This is a genomic window from Methylobacterium jeotgali (genome assembly GCF_022179345.1).
Classification (GTDB): Bacteria; Pseudomonadota; Alphaproteobacteria; order Rhizobiales; family Beijerinckiaceae; genus Methylobacterium; species Methylobacterium jeotgali.
On the sequence record NZ_BPQR01000022.1, the window covers coordinates 1 to 12,396 of the forward strand.

The window sequence follows — 12,396 nt, forward strand, 5'->3', positions numbered from 1 at the left end:
CGCGCACGGCGTCCTGCCGAGCCGCTGCTACGTGCTCGAAGAGGTCAGGTCGGGCCGCCCGTGCCACGTCCAGTGGCTCACCGACCCGGGTTACGGCGACGCGGTCCGTCGGTCCGGGGCCCTGCCGGTTCTGGCAGCCGACGAGGCCATGCTGGAGAACGCCTTCACGCCGAAGGGCTTCCGCGGCCTGGGCGCCATGGCCGCCGCCGTGTACCTGATCGCCGAACGCGCCCGGTCACTGGGCAAGGGACACTTGGTGGCCTTCGTCGACGCCGACAACGCCGCCTCCCTCAAGGCGGTCGAACGGGCGGGCTTCAGACCCTGTTCGATCCGCACGAGACGCCAGTTCGCCTTCGGGACGTTCCGAACCGTCCGATTCGAACCGCGGGCGGGGGCCGTGGGTCGCGGCGCGCGCGCCACGCCGCGGGACGAGGGCTACGGCGCTCACCCAGGGGACGGCATCCAGTCGGAGGTGGACGCACGAGAGGCGGAGCCGCCGGATGCCGACTGAGCCCATCAATCACGCCGGGCCGCGAAGCGCGCCCTCCCCTCCCGGACATTCGGACCGATCCGCCCCGTGACGGCAATCGAAGCCATCCACGCCCTCGCCCACAGGCTCACGGGCCTCGACTACCCACACGGCCACTGGTGGATCGTCGCCGATGCCCTCCTCGTCTTCGTCGTGGCGCCTGTGTGGACCGCGTGGCTCGTCGGCCGCGCCGCGCTGCGCCGCCGTCGGCGGACGGCGGATGCTGTCGCCGCGGCGGGAGCCACCGATGCCCTGCGGGACGCCCCGTCCCGTGGCCGTCGGCATCGCGGCTTCGCGCTCCGGCCGGGACGGCGCCTGGAGGCATACGTCCTGGGTGCCACGGCGGGCATCCAGGTCCGCTTGGTCTTCCTGTCTCTCGCCACGCTGCCGGCCGCCTGGCTGACCCTTGAGATACCCAAGCACATCGTCAACCACACGCTCGACGACGCGCGGGGCGACGGGCATCCCGGCATGACGTTCCTGGGACTCCCCCTCGGCCGCACGGAACTCCTGTTCGCCCTGTGCGCCGGCTACCTCGCCGTCCTCACCGTGAACGGCCTCCTGAAGTACGCGGCGAACCGGGTCCGCGGACGCGTCAACGAGCGGGTCGTGCGACGCCTGCGCCTGGCCGTCCTGCGGCGCGTGCGGACGGAGCGCTCGGTCGAACGCCGCACGACGCTCTCCGCCGTGGCGGTCCAGGAAGTCGAGCCCATCGGCTACTTCGGCGGCAGCCTCGTCGCGGTCCCCATCGTGCAGGGGGGCGTGCTGGTCACGAGCGTCGCCTTCCTCCTGCTCCAGGACGTCGCCCTTGCCTTCGCCGCGCTGATCATGCTGCCGGTGCAGCTTACGGTCCTGCCGCGCCTCCAAAGGCGTCTGAACGCGAAGGTCCGGCAGCGCGTCCTCGCCACGCGGACGCTGGGCGCCCTCGTCACCACGCCCGAGGTCGCCGGGCGTCCGGGCCTCGCCCCTTCCGCGGCGGAGCGCGATGCATCCGCCTCGTCGTTGCGGCGCCACATGGCGCACGTCGAGGAGCTTGAGCGGCTCCGCGTCGCCATCAACGACATGAAGGGCGGCATCAAGAGCCTGTACAATTACACGTCCAACCTCACGCCGTTCTTCTTCTTCCTGATCGGCGGCTATCTCGTCGTGCAAGGCCGCCTCACGCTCGGCGCCCTGGTGGCGGCGCTCGCGGCCTACAAGGAGATCGCGCCCGCCCTCAGGGAGCTGTTCGATTTCGCCCAGGATTGGTCGGACGCGGCGGCGCGCTTCGCCGAGGTCACGCGGGCCGTCGACCTTCCGGCTGCCGTTCAGCCAGGCATCACGAGGTCGGTTTCGGCACGGGAGGCGGCCTAGCCGACGGGCGCCCAACCTGTGCCGTTCCCCGACCGCGGCCTCCCCCCGCTCCGCCTCCCGGGGCCCGCACCATACGAGGTCCTGGCGCGGCCGCCCCCGGTAGCGAAGGCGACCGCGGCCCTCGGGGCTCCACCGTCGGTGCTTCCGGCCACGGCGACGTCGCGTGCCCTAAGGCCGTCCGGCGCGGCTCGGCCGGCGGCGATGCGAGCACGCTCCGGATCACACCGGCGTTCGAGCCGAGCGAAGCGGTCGCGGGGCCGGGTCGGTCGCGGCGTCCAGACTCATCCGGGTGCGCCGACGTGCCTCGACGGAACTAGGAGTGGGGCGATGAGGATCGGGGAGGTGGCACGCGCCTGCGGGATCTCGCCCAAGATGATCCGCTACTACGTGCGGACGGGCCTGATCCCGACACCGACCCGGTCGGTGTCGGGCCTTCGGGTTTACGCCGAGGACGAGGTGCGCAGGCTGCGGTTCGTGCACGCGCGGCATCCGTCGATAGTCGCGCCGCCGCTGGCTGCCATGGGGCGCGCGTGCGCCACGTTCACAATCCTACGATTCTGGGCAGGTTTCTGGCTGCTGCGCCGGCAGTGTTTTTGTCCTTAGCGCGCCAGACTGGGACGCTTTGCATCAGGCGACCCGCACGGCGTTCGGATGGGTTTGCGCAAGCCGACCTCGGTTTTGGCGCAGCGCCACTCACCGGGTGGGCGTGATGGAGCTAAACAGTATGGCTGCTCAGCCCTTGCAGCAGCTCGCCGGTTCATTTCGTTCCTGAGCTTCCTGGATCGGCGGGCACGGGACATCGCCGTACGAGCAGAATACACAGCAATCGCCCTTCTTCGGGCGGAGCAGAGTGCCGCAGCCAGGGCATTCGTAGAAGAACTGGCAGGCGTCGGTCGGCATCGTTTCCGAAGCCCGGTGCCCACAATGCGGACAGGTCAGGATCGAGATCAGCTTCATCAGGCTGTCCGCAGCATCTTGATCAGGGCGGGCTCAAAGTAGCTCCCGGCCGCAGCGGCGGCGATGAACAGCGTGGCGAGGCTGAGAAGCACCAGGGGGGCGGATGACCGACGCGGAGCTGGGCATGATCCATCCGGCCCGCAAGCAGCCCGTCGCCGCCGCGCGTAGAAGAACCAGCCGGCGATGACCGCCAGGACGCTGACGAGCATCAGCGGCGTGCGAAGAGAGGCGAGCACGCCGAGGACCGTGAAGACCCCAGCACCGATCCCGAGGCCGCCCAAGACTATGGGCAGCACGCAGCACGACGAGGCCGCCAGGGCACCGAGCCCCGTGATGGCGCCGAGCGCAGCGATGCTGCCAACGCTGACCGCGGCCGGTTCGTGGACGGGTCGTTCGGCAGGCGGTGTCTGATCGAGGGTCATGTCTCGTATCCATCGTGATCCTCGGCTACCCTGCATCCTGTAGCCACTACAGGATCAAGGGCGATCTTCATGGGTACGGCTAAGGGGGCGCGAAGCGGGGCCCTGACCATCGGTCAATTGTCGCTGCGGACCGGCGTCAACATCGAGAACATCCGGTACTTCGAGAAGGTCGGCCTACTCCCTTCGCCCCCGCGCACCGAGGGTGGCCATCGGTCCTACGGCGTCGAGCACGAGCGCACCCTGGCCTTCATCCGTCGCGGACGCGAACTTGGCTTCACGCCGAACGAGGTTCGGGCGCTGCTCGAACTGCGTCGGCCTGGTAAGGCAACCTGCCGCGAGGGACAGGGGATCGCGAGGCACCACCTTGACCGGGTGCGTGCGAAGATCGCGGACCTGTCAAGGCTCGAACGTCTCCTGGCCGAAACCATCGAGCAGTGCCCCGGTGGGGCGGCTCCTGGATGCCCGGTGCTCGATATGATCGACCCCGCCGAGTGAGCTTCGGAGCACCCATCCGACGCCTGCATCCTCGGTAGACCCAGAGGCCCCCACCGTCGGTCCGCTCCGGCCGCGAACCAGAGCGGTTACAGGAAGCGGTCCTGGCATTCGGTTGCTTCAAACCTCGAATGTTCGGAAGTCCCAATCACGGCTGAGCCCGGCCCTCCCGAAATATCATGTCGTCTTCCTGATCGAATGTCGACGACGATGCGCTCCGGGGCCGGGCTCCCTGCTTCGCTTCCGGCCTTGTGGGACGCCGGCTCCGGGTAGCGCGGTGGCCCTCATCCTCGCAGCAGGCATGGTCCGAGAGGACCTCGATGACACGGCACTCGCCGACCCGGCCTTGGCCGCACGCGTCGGTCATGCGGGCGAGCTCGCCCTTCAGGGCCATGAGCCGCTCGATGCGGCGCTCGACCTCGGCCATGTGACGCCGGGCGATCTTGTCGACCTCGGCGCAGGAGCGGTCGGGCTGGGCGGCCAGCGCCAGTAACTCACGGATGGCGTCCACCTCGAAGCCGAGCTCGCGCGCGTGGCGGATGAAGGCCAGGCGCTCGATGTCAGCCCGCCCATAGCGGCGGCGGCCGCCTTCCGTCCGCGGCGGCGGCGGCATCAAGTCGGCCGTCTCGTAGTAGCGGATGGTCGTGGCGAGCACGCCGGTACGCCGCGACAGCTCGCCTATCGACAGCTCCATTTTTCCGCTTGCTCCTCTAGTCGCTGGAGGAAGTAGGCAGTCGTCCACGACTTGGAAAGGAGGCGTCATGGCCAAGGAGTGCTGCGGCTCGACCGTTGGCTGTCAGGCATCGAGGGCGGAACGTGCGCATCCGGCGGCGCCGCCGCAGGTCGTCGCGGGGGGCGATTGCGGCACGGGGGATGCCTGCGGCTGCTCTGGGGGCGTGCCCGTCTTCGACGGGGTCGACCCGCGCTACAAGCGCGTGCTGTGGACGGTCATCGCCGTCAACGGCGCCATGTTCCTGACCGAGATGGCCGCCGGGCACCTTGCCGGCTCGCAGGCGCTCCAGGCCGACGCCCTCGACTTCCTGGGCGACACGGTCACCTACGGCCTGAGCCTCGCGGTCATCGGAGCGTCCCTCAGGGCTCGGGCCACGGCGGCGCTCGCCAAGGGGCTGTCCCTCAGCGTGATGGCAGTCTGGGTCTTTGGCTCGACTGCCTACCACGTCCTGGTGCTCGGGGTGCCCAAGGCCGAGGTCATGGGCGTCATCGGGCTGATGGCCCTGGCAGCCAACCTCGGCTCGGTACTGCTGCTGCGCCCCTACAAGGACGGCGACGCCAACGTGCGCTCGGTCTGGCTGTGCTCGCGCAACGACGCCATCGGCAACGTCGTGGTGATGGTGGCTGCGCTCGGTGTCTGGGGTTCCGCGTCGGCCTGGCCCGACCTCGCCGTCGCGGCGGTGATGGCCGGCATCTTCCTGACCTCGTCGGTGCAGATCCTGCGGCAGGCCTGGGCGGAGTATCGCGAAGGCGCCGTCACGACGCGAACCGCGGCGTCCGGATAAGGCGCGCACCGATCCGCGTACAGACCAAGACGGATACAGGGACGACCATGACATCACACGACGCACGCGCAGGACATGATCACGGATCGCATGACCACGACGGCGAGGCGGGTCACGACCATGCCGGGCATTCCCATGGGCCAGGGCACAGCCATGCCCCCGCAAGCTTCGGGACGGCATTCGCCATCGGCATCGCGCTCAACGTCGGCTTCGTGGCCGTCGAGGCGACCTACGGGGTCCTGGCGAACTCGGTGGCCCTGCTCGCCGATGCCGGCCACAACCTCTCGGACGTGCTCGGCCTCATCGTGGCCTGGATCGCGACGGTGCTGGCCAGGCGGGCCCCGAGCGCGCGGTTTACCTATGGGATGAAGGCCTCGTCGATCCTGGCGGCCCTTTTCAACGCCGTGTTCCTGCTGGTCGCCGTCGGCGCCATCGCGTGGGAGGCGATCCAGAGGTTCGGTGAGCCCGTCCCGGTCGCAGGCAAGACCGTGATGGTCGTGGCCGCAATCGGCATCCTGGTGAACGGCATCACCGCGTGGCTGTTCGCCTCCGGGGCCAAGGGCGACATCAACATCCGCGGGGCGTTCCTGCACATGGCGGCCGACGCCGCCGTCTCGGCCGGGGTGGTCATCGCCGGCCTCGTCATCCTCTACACCGGATGGACGTGGCTCGATCCGGTGGTGAGCCTCGCCATCGTGGCCGTCATCGTCTGGAGCACGTGGGGGCTCCTGCGAGACAGTCTTACGCTGTCCCTCGCCGCCGTCCCGCCGGGCATCGACCCGGTCGCCGTACGCCGCCACCTCGAAGGGCTGCCCGGCGTCGCGGCCCTGCACGACCTGCACATCTGGGCGATGAGCACCACGGACACCTGCCTCACGGCGCACCTCCTCATGCCCGGCGGCCGTCCCGACGACGCCTTCCTGATGGCGGCGGCCACCGGCATCAGGGAGCGGTTCGGCATCAGCCACACGACCCTCCAGGTGGAGACGAGCGAGGCCACCGCCTGCGCCCTGGCTCCGGACCACGTGGTCTGAGCGCGGCATGCAAGCCTGGTCCTATACCCTGATCCCCGCCGCGGCCGCCGTCGTCGGCGCGGCGGTGGCGGTCAACCTGCGGCCGGGCCCCGTCCTGGTCAGCGCCATCCAGCACTTCGCCGCGGGCGTCGTCTTCGCGGCGGCCGCGGGCGAGATCCTGCCCGACGTCAAGCATGCCGGATCGCCCTGGGCCATGCTGGTCGGGGGCGCGCTCGGCGTCGCCGCGATGCTCCTCGTCCGTATCCTGGAGAAGCGGGTGAAGGGGCCGGCCGGGCTGATGTCGGTCACCGGCATCGACATCCTGGTGGACGGCCTCGTCCTCGGCATCGCCTTCGCGGCCGGGGCGAAGGCCGGCATCCTGCTCACCGTCGCGCTGACCATCGAGGTGCTGTTCCTGGGACTAACCGTGGCGAACGAACTCGGCGAGGGCGGCGCGTCGAAGGGCAAGGTGGTCGGCCTGACGGCCGCCCTCGTGCTGCTGCTCCCGCTCGGAGCCCTGCTCGGCGGGCCCGTCGGCTCGCTGCCCGCCGCCGTCCAGGCCGGCTTCCTCTCCTTCGGCCTGATCGCCTTGCTGTACCTCGTGACCGAGGAACTCCTCATCGAGGCGCACGAGACCGAGGACCGCCCCTGGGTGACGGCGATGTTCTTCGCGGGCTTCCTGCTGCTGCTCCTGCTCGACGGGATGATCGGCTAGGCTGTATCCGGAATGCTTGCCGCGGGCGAAACCAGGTCCCTCCCGGACGAGGCCCACATCCTGCTCGTCGAGGACGACGACGGCATGCGCGTGCTCGTCGGCCGCATCCTGCGGGAGAGCGGCTTCCGGGTCACGGGCTGCCGCGGCGGCGCCGAGATGTGGTCGCTCCTGCCCGACACGCCGGTTGACCTCGTCCTCCTCGACGTCATGCTGCCGGGCGCGTCCGGGTTCGACCTGCTCAGGGCCCTGCGGGCGAAGGGCACCGTCCCGGTCATCATGCTGAGCGCCCGCAACGAGGAGGCGGACCGGGTGCTCGGCCTGGAACTGGGCGCCGACGACTACGTCGCCAAGCCGTTCGGGCGCCCAGAACTCCTCGCCCGGATCCGGGCGGTGCTCCGCCGGTCGGCGCTCGCGCCGGTGCCGAGCGCGGCGTCGCGGCCGGAATCCCTCGCCTTCGCCGGCTGGCGGCTCGACCTGCGCAGCCGCGCCCTGACCGATCCCGAAGGCGCCGCCGTCGACCTGTCGGGCGCCGAGCACGACCTGCTGCTGGTGTTCCTGGAACACCCGGGCCGGGTGCTCGGCCGCGAGCAGATCCTGGAGATGGGCCGCGGGCGCCTCTCCGCGCCGTCGGACCGCAGCGTCGACACCCTGGTCAGCCGGCTGCGGCGCAAGCTCGAACCGCCCGCGGGGACGGCCGCCGTCATCAAGACGGTGCGGGGCACCGGCTACATGCTGGCCGCCAAGGTCGAGCGGGCATGAGGGGCGTCCTCGGCCTCGCCCGCAGCCTGGAGGGGCGCACCGTCGTCGTCCTGCTCCTGGCCGTGCTCCTCGTCCATGGCGGCGCGCTGGCGATCTACCGCCTCTCGGCGGCGGCCGCCGCCGACGAGGCCTTCGCCACCGAGGTCGCCCGCCAACTCGTCATCGCGCGCGAGGCCGTGTCGCGGCGCCCGCCGGAGGAGCGGGCTGACGAGGCCGAGGCCCTCTCGTCGAACCATTTCGAGATCGGCTGGGACGCCCCAGCGCCGGCTCGCCCCCCGGGGGCGACCGATCCCGCGCTCCGGGACCTGCGCGACCGCCTCCTCGCCCTCGAACCGGTCCTCGGGGCGGGGCTCGCCCTGAACCTGGAGGCGCCGGACGAGCCGCTCCACCGGCAGGACCTGCGCGGGATCATCCCGCTTCCGGACGGGAGCGCGCTGACCTTCCGGTCCGCGCACGCCCCGAGCCTCGTCCCCGTCGCGCCCTGGGCCTCGCTCGCCACCGCCATGGCCATCCTCGTCGGGGTGGCCGCGGTCGTCCTGATGCATCGGATCGCCGGCCCCTTGCGGGAGCTGACCCGGGCCACCGGACGGATCGGCCACGGCGCCCCCGTCCGGGTTCCCGAGATTGGTCCCGACGAGACCCGAGGGATCGGCCGTGCCCTCAACGCGATGCAGGAGCGCATCCACCGGCTGGTCGGCGAGCGGACGCAGGCGCTCGCCGCCGTGTCCCACGACCTGCGAACGCCCATCACCCGGCTCCGCCTGCGCCTCGACCACGTCGAGGACCCGGCCGGGCGCCGCGCCATGGCCTCCGACCTCGACGACATGCAGGCGATGGTCGACGCGACGCTGGCCTACCTGGGGGGCGACGCCGACCCGGAGCCGCGGCAGGTCACCAACGTCGCGAGCATTTTGATGGGGGTCGCCGACGCCTCCGCGGATGCCGGCCGGGCGGTCGCATACGGAGGACCCGGCCGGGCCCTGGCGACGGTGCGCCCAGTCGCCTTCCGGCGGGCGCTGGAGAACCTCGTGGACAACGGCGTGCGCTACGGCGCGCGGGTGCGCATCGCCCTGGCGGCCGAAGAGACAGCGCTGGTCTTGCGCATCGACGACGACGGGCCCGGCATCCCGGCATGCGACGTCGCCTGCGCCTTCGAGCCCTTCACCCGCCTGGAGGGGTCGCGCAACCGAAACACCGGCGGGACCGGACTCGGCCTGACCATCGCGCGGCGGGCCGTGGAAGCGGAGGGAGGCACGCTCATCCTGACCACGAGGCCGGAGGGCGGATTGCGGGCCGAGATCCGCGTGCCCCGGGCTGGGCGCGGCGGCTGACACACTTCGTCACGAACGCGGCGTCCCGGAGACAAACGGCTTGGCTATCTCGGACTTCGAAGCGGCCGACGCGGTCGGCGCCGAACAGGAGACCGACAGATGAAGCGCACGCTCGCCGCCGTCCTCGCCGCCGGGATGCTGGCCGCGGCCACGGGGTCCGCCTTCGCCGTGGACAGCCACGGCAATGCCTCGAACCCCGAGCGCGCCGTCCCGAACACCGGTGGCGTGTCGGGCGGCCCGGCCCATCGCGACGACCCGCGCGTCAGCGAGGCCCGTGAGAAGCGGCCCGACGGCAAGCCGGCGCATTCGGACAACGACGGGCATGCCCACGGGCACAGCCACGACAAGCCCGGCAAGAAGTGAGCTCGCCGGGCAGGCCGCGGGGGCGGGAGGCGCGGACATGCGGATGCTGCCCCTGCTCGTCGTCTTCGCGCTCCTGGCCGCGGTGATCGGCTACGCGCTCGCCGAGCCTGCTCGGCACGTCGTTCACGATGCGCCGACCCCTCGCGCGTCGTGATGCGCCCGCACCGGCGCGAGCCGGTGCGGGCGACCTCTTCTCGACGCCAGGCGGCGACCTCAGTCGTCGAAGTCGTGATGGTGATGGTGCCGCTCGAACCGGCCCGGCCCGTAATCCTCGCGGCGCGGGTGATGGTGCCGGACCACGACGTCGTCATGGTTGCCGTGGCGGTAGACATCGACATGGTCGTGCGGCCGCCGCTCGCCGTAGCCGTAGCCGCGCTCGTAATACTGGGCCGAGGCCGCGGCCGGCGCGAGGAGGATGGCCGCCGCCATCAAGCCTGCTAGGTGCCGTCGCATCGCTGTCTCCTCCGGGGATTCCTATTGCGGCGGTTTGCGCGGCGGCCGTTGAACAGGTTCTGAGACCGTCGTTCAGGAAGCCGTCACCCCAGGTTCGCCGACGTCCTCGAAATGCGAGGGGCCGGGCCGGACGTCGCTGCCCCCGGCCCGGCCCCGTCGCGATGTCAGCCGCTCAGTGGCGGTGCTCTTCCACGACGGTCTTCTCGTGATGGTCGTCATGATGTTCGTGCACGACCGGCCGGTCGCGATGGTTCTCCTCGACGGTGGTGTGCGTATGGTCGACATCGCGGCGGTGGCCGTCGCCGTGAACCCCGACTCCGCCGGGGCCGACGTCCACGTGCTGGGCGAGCGCACCGACCGGCGCGAGGGCCAGGGCGGCCGCGGCGGCGGCGGCGAACATGATCTTCATCCAAGGATCTCCATGTTTCGCGGTCGGCCGGGAATGCGGCCCCCCGCGAAACCGTTCCCGGATTTTCCTCGCCCGGTATTCGTCTCGGCCGAGCGAGAAACGGCTTGGCCGCTTTCGCGTCGTGACCGCGGCTGACCTTGCATGGCGGCCACAAAATCTGTTCAGACCGGGTTCAAGAGGCCAGGACGATGCCTTGTCCGATCCGGGATAAATCGCGCATAAGGCCGGAGATGGGTTCAGGACGCGGGCATAGCCGCAGGTGGGCGGCACGGGGATGGTGGGCGTTCGCCGCACGCCTGCTCGCGCTCGCCCTCGCCCTGTCCCTCGTCGCGCCCGCCGCCGGCCTCGCCGCCGACGTCGCGTACCACGATGGCGGCGGCAGGCACGTCACGGAGATCGCGAGCATTGAGGCCGCGCCCGACACCGGCGCGACCGACCCCGGCATGGCCTGCCACCTCCATTGTGGCTGCCACCAGGCGGCACCCGCCGTGGCGGACTTCTCGGAGCCGGTCTTCGGGGTCGCCCGGCTGGCCTATGCGCATTTGAGCCAGACGGTTTCCTCCGTCTCGCCGGACCGCCTGCCGAGGCCCCCCCGCGCCTGAGGTGACGCCGCAGAGGCGCGTCCCGAACCCGGAGCCCGCGCTCCGGGCCACTCCTCACGCCACAGAAGCGGGACTGCCGCGTCCGTCCGAACGGCGCCCGATCCCGGCCGAGCAGGTCTCATGCGCATCCTCATCACCGCGGTCCTCGTGGCCGCCGGCATCGTCGTCGGCGCCGCCGTCCCCGCCATATCCGCGTTCGTCCGCGGCCTCCTGACATCGGCCGGGCTGCCGCCGGCCATCCTCACCTTCGCCGCCGGCCCGCCCCCTGGCGGGAAGGCGCCGAAGGATGAGGCCGACCATGCCGAAGGCGACGGCCACGACCACGGCAAGGCCGCCGCGCCGAAGGCCGAGGGAGCCCACGCTCACGGCGAGCACGAGCATTCCGAGGCGGAGGGCGAGGAAGGCCACGTCAAGATGACGGCCGAGCAGGTCGAGGGGCAGGACATCGGCGTCGCCAAGGCCGAGGGCGGGACGCTCTCGCGACACGTCCTGGTGCCCGGCACCATCACGCCCGATACCGACCGGATCGCCCGCGTCCCCGCCCGCGTCGTCGGCACGGTGTCCGAGATGCGCAAGCGCCTGGGCGACGACGTCAGGAAGGGCGAGGTGGTCGCCCTCCTCGACAGCCGGGAAGTCGCCGACGCCAAGAGCGAGTACCTCACCGCGATGGTCCAGTCCGACCTCCAGAAGATCAACTTCGAGCGCCAGCAGAAACTCTTGGCGTCGGCGGCGGCATCCCAGGCGGCGTTCGACAACGCCAAGGCCGTGTTCCAGGAGAACCAGCTGCGCGTCGACCTCGCCCGCCAGAAGCTCTCGGCGCTGGGCCTGAACGCCGCCGAGGTCGCCGCCGCGCAGAAACGCGACGAGGCGACGCCGAACGCCTCGACGCTGCGCCAGTACGAGCTGCGGGCGCCCATCGCCGGCCGCATCGTGGAGCGCAAGGTCGATGTCGGCACGGCGGTGGGCAAGGAGGGCGACCCTGCCGACGTCTACACCGTCGCCGACCTCTCGACCGTCTGGATCGAGCTCGCGGTCCCCACCTCCGACCTCGCCGAGGTCCGGGAGGGCGCGCGGGTCACCGTGAACCGCGGCGGCCGCAGCGAGCAGGGCAAGGTGGTGTTCGTCAGCCCGCTGCTGAACGCCGACACCCGGTCCGCCCGGGTCGTGGTCTCGCTGCCCAACAAGGACATGGCCTGGAGGCCCGGCACCTACGTCACCGCCGAGGTCGAGACCGCGACGGACCAAGTGCCGGTGCGGGTCGCCAAGTCGGCGCTCCAGACCGTCGAGGGCAAGCGCGTCGTCTTCGTGCGCACGGACGAGGGCTTCGAAAAGCGCGAGGTCGAGCTCGGGCGCTCCGACGACGACGGCTTCGAGGTCGTCTCGGGCCTCAAGCCCGGCGAGACCATCGCGGTGGCCAACACCTTCCTCCTCAAGGCCGAGCTCGGGAAGAGCGAAGCCGACCACGACCATTGAGGAAGCCC

Annotated in this window: 17 protein-coding genes; 12 read left to right on the plus strand and 5 right to left on the minus strand. The window is 71.1% G+C overall.

Annotated elements, in window-relative coordinates; translation table 11 throughout:
• The 3 genes from MFF04_RS06700 to MFF04_RS06710 all read left to right on the plus strand — a co-directional run.
• Positions 1-511: GNAT family N-acetyltransferase (locus tag MFF04_RS06700; RefSeq protein ID WP_238274680.1), on the plus strand; the 511-nt coding region annotated here is incomplete at its 5' end.
• A 66-nt stretch (positions 512-577) separates the two neighbouring features.
• Entirely contained in the window at positions 578-1,882 is a 1,305-nt protein-coding gene (locus tag MFF04_RS06705; protein ID WP_007563965.1) for an ABC transporter ATP-binding protein, read from the plus strand.
• A 327-nt stretch (positions 1,883-2,209) separates the two neighbouring features.
• Complete coding sequence (locus tag MFF04_RS06710; protein ID WP_007563962.1) at positions 2,210-2,485, plus strand: MerR family DNA-binding transcriptional regulator; 276 nt, start codon at positions 2,210-2,212, stop codon at positions 2,483-2,485.
• Positions 2,486-2,614: 129 nt separating this feature from the next.
• Here the strand turns inward: MFF04_RS06710 and MFF04_RS06715 are convergent, their stop codons facing one another.
• Together MFF04_RS06715 and MFF04_RS06720 are read right to left on the minus strand one after the other, a co-directional pair.
• Positions 2,615-2,839, minus strand: coding sequence for a GDCCVxC domain-containing (seleno)protein (locus MFF04_RS06715; RefSeq protein ID WP_007563961.1), 225 nt, complete (start codon positions 2,837-2,839; stop codon positions 2,615-2,617).
• Complete coding sequence (locus MFF04_RS06720) at positions 2,839-3,261, minus strand: hypothetical protein (RefSeq protein WP_007563959.1); 423 nt, start codon at positions 3,259-3,261, stop codon at positions 2,839-2,841. Before MFF04_RS06720 ends, MFF04_RS06715 begins: the two co-directional genes overlap by 1 nt.
• 69 nt (positions 3,262-3,330) lie before the next feature.
• Between MFF04_RS06720 and MFF04_RS06725 the strand changes: the two genes are divergently transcribed.
• Positions 3,331-3,756, plus strand: coding sequence for a MerR family transcriptional regulator (locus MFF04_RS06725; RefSeq protein WP_007563956.1), 426 nt, complete (start codon positions 3,331-3,333; stop codon positions 3,754-3,756).
• 145 nt (positions 3,757-3,901) lie between these two features.
• On the opposite strand, the gene MFF04_RS06730 is transcribed toward MFF04_RS06725, so the two are convergent.
• Positions 3,902-4,447: a MerR family transcriptional regulator gene (locus MFF04_RS06730; RefSeq protein ID WP_007563954.1), complete on the minus strand. Its 546-nt coding sequence runs from the start codon at positions 4,445-4,447 to the stop codon at positions 3,902-3,904.
• A 67-nt stretch (positions 4,448-4,514) separates the two neighbouring features.
• On the opposite strand from MFF04_RS06730, the gene MFF04_RS06735 reads away from it, so the two are divergent.
• The 6 genes from MFF04_RS06735 to MFF04_RS06760 all read left to right on the plus strand — a co-directional run bounded on the left by MFF04_RS06735 (position 4,515) and on the right by MFF04_RS06760 (position 9,451).
• The gene (locus MFF04_RS06735) at positions 4,515-5,270 is read left to right on the plus strand and encodes a cation efflux transmembrane domain-containing protein (protein WP_050735098.1); all 756 of its coding nucleotides are present in this window, start codon (positions 4,515-4,517) and stop codon (positions 5,268-5,270) included.
• Positions 5,271-5,317: 47 nt separating this feature from the next.
• On the plus strand, positions 5,318-6,304 hold the full coding sequence (locus MFF04_RS06740) for a cation diffusion facilitator family transporter (protein WP_050735097.1): 987 nt from the start codon (positions 5,318-5,320) through the stop codon (positions 6,302-6,304).
• 7 nt (positions 6,305-6,311) lie between these two features.
• Entirely contained in the window at positions 6,312-6,998 is a 687-nt protein-coding gene (locus MFF04_RS06745) for a ZIP family metal transporter (RefSeq protein ID WP_007563950.1), read from the plus strand.
• A 12-nt stretch (positions 6,999-7,010) separates the two neighbouring features.
• Positions 7,011-7,757 carry a response regulator transcription factor gene (locus tag MFF04_RS06750; RefSeq protein ID WP_007563949.1) on the plus strand — a complete coding sequence of 249 codons (747 nt, stop codon included), beginning with the start codon at positions 7,011-7,013 and terminating at the stop codon, positions 7,755-7,757.
• Positions 7,754-9,088 carry an ATP-binding protein gene (locus MFF04_RS06755; RefSeq protein ID WP_007563947.1) on the plus strand — a complete coding sequence of 445 codons (1,335 nt, stop codon included), beginning with the start codon at positions 7,754-7,756 and terminating at the stop codon, positions 9,086-9,088. The genes MFF04_RS06750 and MFF04_RS06755 overlap by 4 nt, the downstream gene beginning before the upstream one ends.
• 99 nt (positions 9,089-9,187) lie before the next feature.
• Entirely contained in the window at positions 9,188-9,451 is a 264-nt protein-coding gene (locus MFF04_RS06760) for a hypothetical protein (protein WP_007563945.1), read from the plus strand.
• A gap of 213 nt (positions 9,452-9,664) precedes the next feature.
• Here MFF04_RS06760 and MFF04_RS06765 read toward each other — a convergent pair whose 3' ends face one another.
• Complete coding sequence (locus tag MFF04_RS06765) at positions 9,665-9,904, minus strand: hypothetical protein (RefSeq protein WP_007563942.1); 240 nt, start codon at positions 9,902-9,904, stop codon at positions 9,665-9,667.
• 172 nt (positions 9,905-10,076) lie between these two features.
• Complete coding sequence (locus tag MFF04_RS06770) at positions 10,077-10,313, minus strand: hypothetical protein (RefSeq protein ID WP_007563940.1); 237 nt, start codon at positions 10,311-10,313, stop codon at positions 10,077-10,079.
• 230 nt (positions 10,314-10,543) lie between these two features.
• Between MFF04_RS06770 and MFF04_RS06775 the strand changes: the two genes are divergently transcribed.
• Positions 10,544-10,915 (plus strand): hypothetical protein, encoded by a 372-nt coding sequence (locus MFF04_RS06775; protein WP_039902985.1) that lies wholly within the window; start codon positions 10,544-10,546, stop codon positions 10,913-10,915.
• Positions 10,916-11,035: 120 nt separating this feature from the next.
• Complete coding sequence (locus MFF04_RS06780) at positions 11,036-12,388, plus strand: efflux RND transporter periplasmic adaptor subunit (RefSeq protein ID WP_007563937.1); 1,353 nt, start codon at positions 11,036-11,038, stop codon at positions 12,386-12,388.
• Positions 12,389-12,396: the final 8 nt, after the last annotated feature.

Excerpts from the sequence above, each read along its gene's own strand:
- MFF04_RS06745 (WP_007563950.1), top strand. The coding sequence starts at position 6,312 with ATGCAAGCCTGGTCCTATACCCTGATCCCCGCCGCGGCCGCCGTCGTC.
- MFF04_RS06770 (WP_007563940.1), bottom strand. The coding sequence starts at position 10,313 with ATGAAGATCATGTTCGCCGCCGCCGCCGCGGCCGCCCTGGCCCTCGCG.
- MFF04_RS06715 (WP_007563961.1), bottom strand. The coding sequence starts at position 2,839 with ATGAAGCTGATCTCGATCCTGACCTGTCCGCATTGTGGGCACCGGGCT.
- MFF04_RS06735 (WP_050735098.1), top strand. The coding sequence starts at position 4,515 with ATGGCCAAGGAGTGCTGCGGCTCGACCGTTGGCTGTCAGGCATCGAGG.
- MFF04_RS06765 (WP_007563942.1), bottom strand. The coding sequence starts at position 9,904 with ATGCGACGGCACCTAGCAGGCTTGATGGCGGCGGCCATCCTCCTCGCG.
- MFF04_RS06710 (WP_007563962.1), top strand. The coding sequence starts at position 2,210 with ATGAGGATCGGGGAGGTGGCACGCGCCTGCGGGATCTCGCCCAAGATG.
- MFF04_RS06780 (WP_007563937.1), top strand. The coding sequence starts at position 11,036 with ATGCGCATCCTCATCACCGCGGTCCTCGTGGCCGCCGGCATCGTCGTC.
- MFF04_RS06720 (WP_007563959.1), bottom strand. The coding sequence starts at position 3,261 with ATGACCCTCGATCAGACACCGCCTGCCGAACGACCCGTCCACGAACCG.
- MFF04_RS06760 (WP_007563945.1), top strand. The coding sequence starts at position 9,188 with ATGAAGCGCACGCTCGCCGCCGTCCTCGCCGCCGGGATGCTGGCCGCG.
- MFF04_RS06755 (WP_007563947.1), top strand. The coding sequence starts at position 7,754 with ATGAGGGGCGTCCTCGGCCTCGCCCGCAGCCTGGAGGGGCGCACCGTC.
- MFF04_RS06750 (WP_007563949.1), top strand. The coding sequence starts at position 7,011 with ATGCTTGCCGCGGGCGAAACCAGGTCCCTCCCGGACGAGGCCCACATC.
- MFF04_RS06740 (WP_050735097.1), top strand. The coding sequence starts at position 5,318 with ATGACATCACACGACGCACGCGCAGGACATGATCACGGATCGCATGAC.
- MFF04_RS06725 (WP_007563956.1), top strand. The coding sequence starts at position 3,331 with ATGGGTACGGCTAAGGGGGCGCGAAGCGGGGCCCTGACCATCGGTCAA.
- MFF04_RS06775 (WP_039902985.1), top strand. The coding sequence starts at position 10,544 with ATGGGTTCAGGACGCGGGCATAGCCGCAGGTGGGCGGCACGGGGATGG.
- MFF04_RS06730 (WP_007563954.1), bottom strand. The coding sequence starts at position 4,447 with ATGGAGCTGTCGATAGGCGAGCTGTCGCGGCGTACCGGCGTGCTCGCC.